The organism is Streptomyces sp. NPDC059008, from assembly GCF_042749045.1.
GTDB lineage: Bacteria > Actinomycetota > Actinomycetes > Streptomycetales > Streptomycetaceae > Streptomyces.
Window position 1 is genome coordinate 113334 of record NZ_JBHYJC010000019.1, and the last position, 11870, is coordinate 125203.

Here is an 11870-nt window from a genome sequence, read left to right on the forward strand (position 1 = left end):
GCTTGTCCCGTGACCCCCGCTGAGCTCTCCCGTACCGTCCTGCGCTCCGTGCGCGGTGCCGTGGAGGAGCAGGAGCTCTCCGTGCCCGTGCCGGGGCGGATCGTCGTGCAGCCGCCGCCGCGGCCAGGGTGTGGCGACTACGCCTCCAACGTCGCGCTGCAGCTCGCCAAGCCGGCGGGGCGGCCGGCCCGGGAGGTCGCCGAGATCCTGCGCAAGCGGCTGGCCGGGAGCGCCGGGATCGCCCGGGTCGAGATCGCCGGGCCGGGCTTTTTGAACTTCACGCTGGGCGAGGGCGCCCAGGCCGCGCTCGTACGGGAGGTGCTGGCGCAGGGGGAACGGTACGGGGACCGCAGCGCGGAGGGCGGCCCGGCCGCGGTCGGTACCGCGACCGGCCGCGGTGCCCGCGAGGTGGTCGTGGCCGAGGCGCTGGCGCGGATCGAGGCGGCGGCGGGGCGCCGGCCACAGGATCCGGCCACCCGCGGCGACGCCGATGCGCGGCCCGCCGCCTCCGAGGAGCTGGCCGCCCTCGTCGACCGGCTGGGCTCCGACGAGGCCCGCTGGATCCTGCTGCGGCCCGCCGCCCATGATCCGGTGCGGGTGCCCGAGCGGGTGGTGCAGCGGGAGAGCAATCCGCGGTTCCGGGTGCAGTACGCCCACGCGCGGACCCGGGCGCTGGTGCGCGGCGCGCGTGAGCTGGGGTTCACCGGCGAGCCGGGGGAGGTGGGCGCCCCGGTGGCCGTCACCGTCGCGGACGGGCCCGCCGACCACTGCCTTCAGTCGCTGCACACCCTCCTCGCCACCTACCCCTCCGCCGTCGAGACCGCCGCCCGGCTGCGGGCGCCGGACCGGGTGGTGCGGCATCTGGAGGCGACGGCGGACGCGTTCTTCCGGTGGCACGACGCGTTCGTGCCGTTGCCCGTCGGGGACGAGAAACCCTCGGCCGTGCACCGTGCCCGCCTGGCCCTTGCCGAGGCCGGCGGAACGGTGCTCGCCAACGGCCTGCGCCTGCTCGGCATCTCCGCTCCCGAACACCTCTGATGAACGAATTTTGAGGGGATCTCCACGCCATGAGTCGTTCCGCGCATCCCGCAGGGCCCCGGCATGCCGACGTGCTGCCCGAGGGGCACTACGCCGGGCCGCCCGCCGATCTCAACACCCTTGACCCGCGTGTCTGGTCCCGTACCGTGCGGCGCGACGCCGACGGTGTGGTGACCGTCGGCGGGCTGGACGTGGCCGCGCTCGCCGAGGAGTTCGGCACACCGGCCTACTTCCTGGACGAGGACGACTTCCGGGCGCGCTGCCGGGCCTGGAAGGACGCCTTCGGGCCGGACGCCGACGTCTTCTACGCCGGCAAGGCGTTCCTCTCCCGGGCCATCGTGCGCTGGCTGCACGAGGAGGGGCTCAACCTCGACGTCTGCTCCGGCGGCGAGCTGGCGACGGCGCTGGCGGCGGGGATGCCCGCCGAGCGGATCGCGCTGCACGGCAACAACAAGAGCACCGAGGAGATCACCCGGGCCGTCGAGGCCGGGGTCGGGCGGATCGTCCTGGACTCCTTCCAGGAGATGGTGCGCGTCGCGCACATCGCCGAGCGGCTCGGCAAGCGCCAGCGCGTGCAGATCCGGGTCACGGTCGGTGTCGAGGCGCACACGCACGAGTTCATCGCGACCGCCCACGAGGACCAGAAGTTCGGGATCGCGCTGGCGGGCGGGCAGGCCGCCGAGGCCGTACGCCGCGCCCTGAAGCTCGACGGTCTGGAGCTCATCGGCATCCACAGCCACATCGGCTCGCAGATCTTCGACATGGCGGGCTTCGAGGTGTCCGCCCGCCGCGTGGTGCAGCTGCTGACCGAGGTACGCGACGAGCACGGCGTCGAACTGCCCGAGATCGACCTCGGCGGCGGGCTCGGCATCGCCTACACCTCGGACGACGATCCGCGCGAGCCGCACGAGATCGCCAGGGCGCTGAGCGAGATCGTGCGCAAGGAGTGCGCGGCGGCGGGGCTGGGCGTGCCGCGGCTGTCGGTCGAGCCGGGGCGCGCGATCGTGGGGCCGACGGCCTTCACGCTGTACGAGGTCGGCACGGTCAAGGAGCTGGAAGGCCTGCGGACGTACGTGTCCGTGGACGGCGGGATGTCGGACAACATCCGCACCGCCCTGTACGACGCGGAGTACAGCGTGGCCCTGGTGTCGCGCACTTCCGACGCCGAGCCGATGCTGTCGCGGGTGGTCGGCAAGCACTGCGAGAGCGGCGACATCGTCGTACGCGATGCCTTCCTGCCGGCCGACGTGGCGCCGGGGGACCTGCTCGCGGTGCCCGCCACCGGCGCGTACTGCCGGTCCATGGCGAGCAACTACAACCACGCGCTGCGGCCGCCGGTCGTGGCGGTCAAGGACGGCGAGGCCAGGGTGATCGTCCGGCGGGAGACGGAGGAAGATCTCCTGCGGTTGGATGTCGGGTAGGGCCGGATCGCCGGGGCCCGGCCCCGGATGAAATAAATGTCTCGGCATCCGGACGACGGACGGAATCCGCCGTCCGGTGCGTGAGACTGGTGCATGAGCAGGCTGGCTGCTGGTGCACGAGCAAGCCGAAAATCGCTGATCGATGAGAAGCAGAGGTCGAATGATGCGTACGCGTCCGCTGAAGGTGGCGCTCCTGGGCTGTGGTGTCGTCGGCTCAGAGGTGGCACGCATCATGACGACGCACGCGGACGACCTCACGGCCCGCATCGGCGCGCCCGTGGAGCTCGCGGGGATCGCCGTGCGCCGCCCGGACAAGGTGCGCGCCGGCGTTCCGGCCGAGCTGGTCACCACCGACGCGACCGCGCTCGTCAAACGCGGTGACATCGACGTCGTCATCGAGGTCATCGGCGGGATCGAGCCCGCGCGGTCGCTGATCACCACCGCCTTCGAGCACGGCGCGAGCGTGGTGTCCGCCAACAAGGCGCTGGTCGCGGCCGACGGCGCGGCGCTGCACGCGGCGGCCGAGGCCAACGGCGCCGACCTGTACTACGAGGCCGCCGTCGCGGGCGCGATCCCGCTGGTACGGCCGCTGCGCGAGTCGCTGGCCGGCGACAAGGTCAACCGGGTGCTCGGCATCGTCAACGGCACCACCAACTTCATCCTCGACAAGATGGATTCGACGGGGTCGGGGTACAGCGAGGCGCTCGACGAGGCGACCGCCCTGGGGTACGCCGAGGCCGACCCGACCGCCGATGTCGAGGGGTTCGACGCCGCCGCCAAGGCCGCGATCCTGGCCGGTATCGCCTTCCACACGCGGGTGACCATCGACGATGTGCACCGCGAGGGGCTGACGGAGGTCACCGCGGCCGACATCGCCTCCGCCAAGCGGATGGGCTGCACGGTCAAGCTGCTGGCCATCTGCGAGCGGGCCGCCGACGGGGGCTCGGTCACCGCGCGGGTGCACCCCGCGATGATTCCGCTGACGCATCCGCTCGCCTCCGTCCGCGAGGCGTACAACGCGGTCTTCGTCGAGGCCGACGCGGCCGGTCAGCTGATGTTCTACGGCCCGGGTGCGGGCGGTTCGCCGACCGCCTCCGCGGTCCTCGGCGACCTCGTCGCGGTCTGTCGCAACAAGCTCGCCGGCTCCACCGGACCCGGGGAGTCGGCCTACACGGCGCTGCCGGTCAGCCCCATGGGCGAGGTCGTCACGCGGTACCACATCAGTCTCGACGTGGCCGACAAGCCCGGCGTTCTTGCGCAGGTCGCGACGGTCTTCGCCGAACACGGCGTATCGATCGATACGGTCCGTCAGCAGGGCAAGGACGGCGAGGCCTCCCTCGTCGTCGTCACCCACCGGGCGGCCGACGCGGCGCTGTCGTCGACCGTCGGGGCACTGCGCGAGCTGGACACCGTCCGCGGTGTCGCCAGCATCATGCGGGTCGAAGGGGAGTAAAGGAACCCATGTCTGCCAATTCCACCGTGACCAAGACAAGCAGTCAGTGGCGCGGAATCATCGAGGAATACCGTGACCGGCTTCCGGTCAGCGACACGACCGAGGTCGTCACCCTCCGGGAGGGCGGCACGCCCCTCGTACCGGCCCAGGTGCTCTCCGAGCGCACGGGCTGTGAGGTCCACCTCAAGGTCGAGGGTGCCAACCCCACCGGCTCCTTCAAGGACCGGGGCATGACGATGGCCATCACGCGCGCCAAGGAGGAGGGCGCCAAGGCCGTCATCTGCGCCTCCACCGGCAACACCTCCGCCTCGGCCGCCGCCTACGCGGTCCGGGCCGGGATGGTCTGCGCGGTGCTCGTCCCGCAGGGCAAGATCGCGCTCGGCAAGATGGGCCAGGCACTGGTGCACGGCGCGAAGATCCTTCAGATCGACGGGAATTTCGACGACTGCCTCACGCTGGCCCGGGGCCTGTCCGACAACTACCCGGTCGCACTTGTGAACTCCGTGAACCCGGTGCGCATCGAGGGGCAGAAGACCGCCGCCTTCGAAATCGTCGACATGCTCACGGACGCGCCCGACATCCATGTGCTGCCCGTCGGCAACGCCGGCAACATCACGGCGTACTGGAAGGGCTACCAGGAGTATGCGGCCGACGGCATCGCCGGCCACACCCCGCGCATGTGGGGCTTCCAGGCCTCCGGCAGTGCGCCGATCGTGCGCGGTGAGGTCGTCAAGGACCCGCACACCATCGCCACCGCGATCCGCATCGGCAACCCCGCCTCGTGGGCGAACGCCGAGCGTGCCCGGGACGAGTCCGGCGGCTTCATCGACGACGTGACCGACCGTCAAATCCTGGCCGCGTACCGCCTGTTGGCCGCGCAGGAGGGCGTCTTCGTGGAGCCCGCCTCGGCCGCGTCCGTCGCCGGTCTGCTCAAGGCCGCCGAGGAGGGCAAGGTCGACCCCGGCCAGCGCATCGTCTGCACGGTGACCGGCAACGGCCTCAAGGACCCGGACTGGGCGGTGGCCGGAGCGCCGCAGCCGGTCACGGTCCCGATCGACGCGGACGCCGCGGCCGAGCGGCTCGGCCTCGCGTAGCACCTCCCGCCGTACGGCGCTGACCTGCGCATACGGCACCCGGTGACGGGGCGCTCGGCGTCCCGTCACCCCACACATTGCAAATTGTGCAAAGGCTGCAAAGCCCGGCGAAGGCAGTGCCGGGGCGCAGGAAGGCGCGCGACACGCATCGTGCGCCTCCTGTGCGCCCTATGTCGCGACAGAACCTTCCTTCGATAGGCTGGCAGCCAACTCCCCTCCCCACGGCATAACGCAGTGGTGTTCAGGGCAGGTCAGAACAGTCCCCATGAGCCGGCCGGGCATCTCGGTGCCGCGGCGCTCCGGGGCAGTACCGCAGCATCAATCAAGGAGAGTCATCGAGCGATGGCCGGTCCCGCGTTCCGCGCCGCCGCCGTCCGGGTGCGCACCCCCGCTACCAGCGCCAATCTCGGTCCCGGCTTCGACGCCCTGGGTCTTTCCCTGGGCCTGTACGACGACGTCGTGGTGCGGGTGGCCGACTCCGGGCTGCACATCGACATCGCAGGTGAGGGCGCCGACACCCTGCCGCGCGACGAGAGCCACCTGCTCGTACGGTCGATGCGCGCCGCCTTCGAGCTGCTCGGCGGCCAGCCGCGCGGCCTGGAAATCGTCTGCGCCAACCGCATCCCGCACGGCCGCGGCCTGGGTTCCTCCTCGGCCGCCATCTGCGCGGGCATCGTCGCCGCCCGCGCCGTGACCATAGGCGGCGAGCAGAAGCTCGACGACACCGCGCTGCTGGAGCTGGCCACCGAGATCGAGGGCCACCCCGACAACGTCGCCGCCTGCCTGCTGGGCGGCTTCACGCTCGCCTGGATGGACACCGGGACCGCGCGGGCGATCCGGATGGATCCCGCCGATTCCATCGTTCCGGTGGTCTTCGTGCCCGGGAAACCGGTGCTCACCGAGACCGCCCGCGGACTGCTGCCGCGTACCGTCCCGCATGTGGACGCCGCGGCGAACGCCGGCCGCGCCGCACTGCTCGTCGAGGCCCTGACCAGGCGCCCCGAGCTGCTGCTGGCCGCGACCGAGGACCGACTCCACCAGGAGTACCGCGCCCCCGCGATGCCGGAGAGCGTGGCCCTGGTGAACCGACTGCGCGCGGACGGCGTCCCTGCAGTCGTGTCCGGCGCGGGCCCCACGGTGCTCGCGCTGGTCGAGGACGCGGCGGCCGAGAAGGTCGCGGCGCTGGCGGGTGAGGGGTGGGCGGCCAACCGGCTGACCCTCGACGCGGCAGGGGCCTGTGTGCTGCCGCTCGCCGGGTGATCACACGGGTGATCGACGATTGCCGGTCTTGGAGAGGGGGAATGTTTGTTGGATCCGGTAGTGTTAACCTCAAGTGAGTACGAGACGCCGCAGTGGCGCTGTGCTTCGTGTCCCCATTCGGGACCACCTTTCTTCCGGGAGCCTCCCAAACTGCTTGGAGCAGTTGCCTGAGCAGAAGCGAGCATGCTCCGGAATCGGCGTGACGACATGAGTCACTCTGCATCTCATCGCGCCGGAACCAATGAATCGATTTCTCCGCCACTTCCGGCGGGACCACCGCCCCGGCCCAGTCCACGAGACCAAGGACCCAGCCGGACAGCACAACCGGTCGCCGAGCCAGACAGGCCGACGCCCGCTCCAGGGAAGGACCCTTCGTGAGCGACACCACCGATCTGATGGGCGCGCGCACCGGTGGCAGTGCCACCACGCCCGCCACGGACGCTCCCGCCGCGCCTGCCACCACGCGGCGCCGCCGTTCCGGCACCGGCCTTGACGGCATGGTCCTGGCAGAGCTGCAGCAGGTCGCCTCCGGCCTCGGTATCAAGGGCACCGCGCGGATGCGCAAGAGCCAGCTGATCGAGGTCATCAAGGAGAGGCAGGCCGGCGGCTCGGGCGCCGCGGCCAAGGCCGACGCGCCCGCCGACACCGAGACCAAGCCCAAGCGCCGTACGACCTCCAAGGCACGCACCGGCGACGACGCCGCGGAGCCCGCCGCCAAGGCGGACAAGGCCGAGCGGGGCGCCAAGGCCGACAAGGCCGCGGACAAGGCCGGCGCCCAGCAGCAGATCGACATCCCCGGTCAGCCGGTCAGCGACGAGCAGCCGGCCGGCGAGCGCCGCCGGCGCCGGGCGACCGCCGCCGCGGGCAGCCCCGAGACCGCGGGCGACGTCAAGACCGACACCAAGGTCGAGGTGAAGACGGAGCTCAAGGCGGACGCCAAGACCGAGACCGCGGTGTCCCCGCAGGAGACCGGCGAGGGCCGGCCCGGCAAGGGCGACCGCCAGGACCGCGGGCAGAAGGGCGAGCGCGGCGAGCGGCGCCAGCGTGACCGTGGCGAGCGCGGGGACCGCGGGGACCGCGGCGACCGCGGCCGCAAGGGCGACGCCGGCGACGGCGGCCAGGGCGGTCAGGGCGGCCAGCGCCAGCGCGACCGCCGGGACGACGACGACGACTTCGAGGGCGGCCGCCGGGGCCGTCGCGGCCGCTACCGCGACCGCCGTGGCCGCCGTGGTGGCCGCGAGGACTTCGGCAACGAGCCGCAGGTCTCCGAGGACGACGTCCTGATCCCGGTCGCGGGCATCCTGGACATCCTCGACAACTACGCGTTCATCCGGACCTCCGGCTACCTCCCCGGCCCGAACGACGTGTACGTCTCGCTCGCCCAGGTCCGCAAGAACGGCCTGCGCAAGGGCGACCACGTCACCGGCGCGGTCCGCCAGCCCAAGGACGGCGAGCGGCGCGAGAAGTTCAACGCGCTGGTCCGGCTCGACACGGTCAACAGCGTGGCGCCCGAACAGGGCCGCGGACGGCCGGAGTTCGGGAAGCTGACGCCCCTTTACCCGCAGGAGCGACTGCGCCTGGAGGGTGAGTCGGGCGGTCTGACGACCCGGATCATCGACCTGGTCGCGCCGATCGGCAAGGGCCAGCGCGGTCTGATCGTGGCCCCGCCGAAGACCGGCAAGACCATGATCATGCAGGCGGTCGCCAACGCGATCACCCGCAACAACCCCGAGTGCCACCTGATGGTCGTCCTGGTCGACGAGCGTCCCGAAGAGGTCACCGACATGCAGCGGTCGGTCAAGGGCGAGGTCATCTCCTCGACCTTCGACCGCCCGGCCGAGGACCACACCACCGTCGCCGAGCTCGCCATCGAGCGTGCCAAGCGCCTGGTGGAGCTGGGGCACGACGTGGTCGTCCTGCTGGACTCGATCACCCGCCTGGGCCGCGCGTACAACCTCGCGGCGCCCGCCTCCGGCCGCATCCTGTCCGGTGGTGTCGACTCGACCGCGCTCTACCCGCCGAAGCGCTTCTTCGGTGCCGCGCGCAACATCGAGGACGGCGGTTCGCTGACCATCCTGGCCACCGCGCTGGTCGACACCGGCTCGCGGATGGACGAGGTGATCTTCGAGGAGTTCAAGGGCACCGGCAACCTGGAGCTCAAGCTCGACCGCAAGCTCGCCGACAAGCGGATCTTCCCGGCGGTGGACGTGGACGCGTCCGGTACCCGTAAGGAAGAGATCCTCATGGGCAGCGACGAGCTGGCCATCGTCTGGAAGCTGCGCCGGGTGCTGCACGCCCTGGACCAGCAGCAGGCGATCGAGCTGCTGCTGGACAAGATGAAGCAGACCAAGTCCAACGCGGAGTTCCTGCTGCAGATCCAGAAGACGACGCCGACCGCGGGCAACGGCAACGACTGACGCCCCGACGCCGTCACCACAGCCCCCCTCGCCCATACGGGTGAGGGGGGCTGTGTGCTGGGTGCCCCGTACGGCGTGCGCCGCGGCCGGTGATCTGTGAGCCGCGCCGCGTCCGGGGGCCCGCCCGCAGGCCCCGCCTGAGACCTTCGGCACAGATCCGCTTGCGAGGCAACGTTTCAGCCATGGCCGAAAACCGGACGAAAGGCCAGGTGAGGGGGGCGGCCCTCGCGCCCCGTCCGTGAGCGTCCCGGCGATTTTCTAAGAATTCGCTCACCGAACGCTGTGCAACCCTTCCCGTCGACCTCCCGTCTGACAAGGAGCAACAGGCCGTGACAGCACGCAGCACGGCGGCGGCGAGGGGTAGCCGAGCGACCAAGGACTGAGGAGCAGATGGCGGACAGCAACGGGACCGCGACGGCCGAAAGCCGCGCTCGCGGCATACGTGCCACGGGCCGCCGGCGCAAGGCGCCCAGCCGGCGCCGCCGGGTACTGACCATCTCGCTGTGCGCGCTGGTCAGCGCCGTACTGCTCGGTGGCGCCGGACTCGGTTACGTGTACTTCAAGCTCAACGGCAACCTCAAGGGCGTCGACATCAACGCCGCCCTCGGCCACGACCGGCCCAAGAACGTCGACGACGGATCGATGGACATCCTCGTCATGGGTTCCGACTCCCGCGCCGGCAAGAACGGCGACTACGGCAGGGACGAGGGCGGCGCCCGCTCCGACACCGCGATGGTCGTGCACGTCTACAAGGGCCACAAGAAGGCCAGCGTCGTCAGCATCCCCCGCGACACCCTGATCGAGCGGCCCCAGTGCAGCACCAAGGACGGCAAGACCGTCCCCGGTGGGCAGCGGGCGATGTTCAACACCGCGTTCGAGGTCGGCGGGCCGGCCTGCGCGGTCAAGACCGTCGAGTCGATCAGCGGGATCCGGATGGACCACTTCATCGAGGTCGACTTCACCGGCTTCAAGAAGCTCATCGACGCGCTGGGCGGGGTGGAGATCACCACCAGCAAGGCGATCGACGACAACAGCAGCCATCTGCATCTCCAGCCCGGCAAGCACACCCTCGACGGCGAGAAGTCGCTCGGCCTGGTCCGCACCCGGCACGGTGTGCCCGGCGGCGACGGCAGCGACCTGGGCCGCATCCAGCTGCAGCAGACGTTCATCAAGGCCCTGATGAACCAGGTCAAGAGCGTCGGCCTGCTCACCAACCCCGCCAAGCTCTACGACGTCGCCGACACCGCCACCAAGGCCATCACCACCGACACCGACCTCAACTCGGTGGGCGAGCTGACCGGGCTGGCCAAGAGCCTGGGCTCCATCGGGTCCGAGAGCATCGACATGGTGACGCTGCCGGTGACGTACGACACCGCCAACCCCGACCGCGTGGTGCCGCTGACCAAGCAGAGCAAGCAGGTCTGGGACGCGCTGCGGCGGGACCGGGACATCCCCAAGTCCGCGATCAAGGGCTCGGCCGGCGACAAGGGCGGCACGGACAACTACGTGAAGTAGCCGCGGCGGGTCGGTCGCGGGGCCCCAGGGGGTGCCCGACGGGTCCTGGAACCGGCCGGGGAATAGCCGGGCGCGTACCCCGGTTTTGGGAGATACGGCTAGTCCTGGCAGACTGGACCGTCGGCCCCGGTTCACGTGACGTAATCCGCGACACGACCCGGTGCACTCCCGAACCTAGGAGAATCCCTTGAAGCGCGACATCCACCCGGAGTACGTCGAGACCCAGGTCAGCTGCACCTGTGGCGCGTCCTTCACCACCCGTAGCACCGTTGCCGGCGGCAGCATCCGCGCCGACATCTGCTCCGAGTGCCACCCGTTCTACACCGGCAAGCAGAAGATCATGGACACGGGCGGTCGCGTGGCCCGCTTCGAGGCCCGCTTCGGCAAGGCCGCCGCTGCCAAGAAGTAGCGACTCTCAAGGCGCCGGTTTCCGGTCGCCCCTGTCCTGGGGTGACCGGACCGGCGTCTTTGTTTCGTCGTCCCAGCCGTCCGGCCGGGGGTCCGGGGGCGGCGCGGCGAAGCCGCAGCAGCAGTCCCCGGGAGACACAGCCACCAGCCAGCAGAGGAACCCACGATGTTCGAGGCGGTCGAAGAACTGATCGGTGAGCACGCCGATCTCGAGAAGCGGCTGGCCGACCCCGCGGTCCACGCCGACCAGCGCGAGGCCATGCGACTCAACAAGCGCTACGCCGAGCTGACCCCGATCATCGCGACGTACCGCGACTGGAAGCAGACCGGCGAGGACATCGACACCGCGCGCGAACTCGCCGTGGACGACCCGGACTTCGCCGACGAGGTCAAGGAGCTCGACGCCCGGCGCGAGGAGCTGACCGAGAAGCTGCGGCTGCTGCTCGTCCCGCGCGACCCCAGCGACGACAAGGACGTCATCCTCGAGGTCAAGGCCGGCGAGGGCGGCGAGGAGTCCGCGCTGTTCGCCGGCGACCTGCTGCGGATGTACCTGCGTTACGCCGAGCGGGTCGGCTGGAAGACCGAGATCCTGGACGCCAACGAGTCCGACCTCGGCGGCTACAAGGACGTCCAGGTCGCCGTGAAGACCAAGGGCGGCGGCGGTGCCACCGAGCCCGGACAGGGCGTCTGGGCGCGGCTGAAGTACGAGGGCGGGGTGCACCGCGTCCAGCGGGTGCCCGCCACCGAGTCGCAGGGCCGGATCCACACCTCCGCCGCCGGCGTGCTGGTCACGCCCGAGGCTGAGGAGGTCGAGGTCGAGATCATCGCCAACGACCTGCGGATCGACGTCTACCGCTCCTCGGGCCCCGGCGGCCAGTCCGTCAACACCACCGACTCGGCGGTGCGCATCACCCACCTGCCCACCGGCATCGTCGTCTCCTGCCAGAACGAGAAGAGCCAGCTGCAGAACAAGGAGCAGGCGATGCGCATCCTGCGCTCCCGGCTGCTGGCCGCCGCCCAGGAGGAGGCCGAGCGCGAGGCGTCCGACGCCCGGCGCAGCCAGGTCCGCACGGTCGACCGCTCCGAGCGCATCCGCACGTACAACTTCCCGGAAAACCGCATCTCGGACCACCGCGTCGGCTTCAAGGCGTACAACTTGGACCAGGTGCTCGACGGCGAACTCGACCCGGTCATCCAGGCGTGCGTCGACGCCGACTCGGCCGCGAAGCTCGCCGCCGCCCAGTAAGGCGGCACGACCCGTAAG

General features: G+C 71.0%; 9 protein-coding genes. All 9 read left to right on the top strand.

What is annotated here, in order from left to right:
• Nucleotides 1–9: 9 nt before the first annotated feature.
• A complete protein-coding gene (gene nrtL / locus ACFWZH_RS22890) occupies nt 10–1038 on the top strand; it encodes an ArgS-related anticodon-binding protein NrtL (protein ID WP_384434106.1) in 1029 nt (342 codons plus the stop codon).
• A gap of 29 nt (nt 1039–1067) precedes the next feature.
• Nucleotides 1068–2459 carry a diaminopimelate decarboxylase gene (gene lysA, locus ACFWZH_RS22895; protein WP_384434109.1) on the top strand — a complete coding sequence of 464 codons (1392 nt, stop codon included), beginning with the start codon at nt 1068–1070 and terminating at the stop codon, nt 2457–2459.
• Nucleotides 2460–2619: 160 nt separating this feature from the next.
• Nucleotides 2620–3912, top strand: a complete 1293-nt coding sequence (locus ACFWZH_RS22900) for a homoserine dehydrogenase (RefSeq protein WP_384434112.1) — start codon at nt 2620–2622, stop codon at nt 3910–3912.
• Between the two features lie 8 nt (nt 3913–3920).
• The gene (gene thrC, locus ACFWZH_RS22905; protein WP_384434115.1) at nt 3921–5006 is read left to right on the top strand and encodes a threonine synthase; all 1086 of its coding nucleotides are present in this window, start codon (nt 3921–3923) and stop codon (nt 5004–5006) included.
• Nucleotides 5007–5348: 342 nt separating this feature from the next.
• Nucleotides 5349–6266 carry a homoserine kinase gene (gene thrB / locus ACFWZH_RS22910; RefSeq protein ID WP_384434119.1) on the top strand — a complete coding sequence of 306 codons (918 nt, stop codon included), beginning with the start codon at nt 5349–5351 and terminating at the stop codon, nt 6264–6266.
• A 374-nt stretch (nt 6267–6640) separates the two neighbouring features.
• On the top strand, nt 6641–8683 hold the full coding sequence (gene rho, locus ACFWZH_RS22915; protein WP_384434122.1) for a transcription termination factor Rho: 2043 nt from the start codon (nt 6641–6643) through the stop codon (nt 8681–8683).
• A 390-nt stretch (nt 8684–9073) separates the two neighbouring features.
• The gene (locus ACFWZH_RS22920) at nt 9074–10198 is read left to right on the top strand and encodes an LCP family protein (RefSeq protein ID WP_384434125.1); all 1125 of its coding nucleotides are present in this window, start codon (nt 9074–9076) and stop codon (nt 10196–10198) included.
• A gap of 187 nt (nt 10199–10385) precedes the next feature.
• Nucleotides 10386–10607, top strand: a complete 222-nt coding sequence (gene rpmE, locus ACFWZH_RS22925) for a 50S ribosomal protein L31 (protein WP_136742604.1) — start codon at nt 10386–10388, stop codon at nt 10605–10607.
• 165 nt (nt 10608–10772) lie between these two features.
• Entirely contained in the window at nt 10773–11852 is a 1080-nt protein-coding gene (gene prfA, locus ACFWZH_RS22930) for a peptide chain release factor 1 (protein ID WP_384434128.1), read from the top strand.
• The last annotated feature ends 18 nt before the right edge of the window (nt 11853–11870 follow it).

Excerpts from the sequence above, each read along its gene's own strand:
- lysA (WP_384434109.1), top strand. The coding sequence starts at position 1,068 with ATGAGTCGTTCCGCGCATCCCGCAGGGCCCCGGCATGCCGACGTGCTG.
- thrC (WP_384434115.1), top strand. The coding sequence starts at position 3,921 with ATGTCTGCCAATTCCACCGTGACCAAGACAAGCAGTCAGTGGCGCGGA.
- prfA (WP_384434128.1), top strand. The coding sequence starts at position 10,773 with ATGTTCGAGGCGGTCGAAGAACTGATCGGTGAGCACGCCGATCTCGAG.
- thrB (WP_384434119.1), top strand. The coding sequence starts at position 5,349 with ATGGCCGGTCCCGCGTTCCGCGCCGCCGCCGTCCGGGTGCGCACCCCC.
- ACFWZH_RS22920 (WP_384434125.1), top strand. The coding sequence starts at position 9,074 with ATGGCGGACAGCAACGGGACCGCGACGGCCGAAAGCCGCGCTCGCGGC.
- ACFWZH_RS22900 (WP_384434112.1), top strand. The coding sequence starts at position 2,620 with ATGATGCGTACGCGTCCGCTGAAGGTGGCGCTCCTGGGCTGTGGTGTC.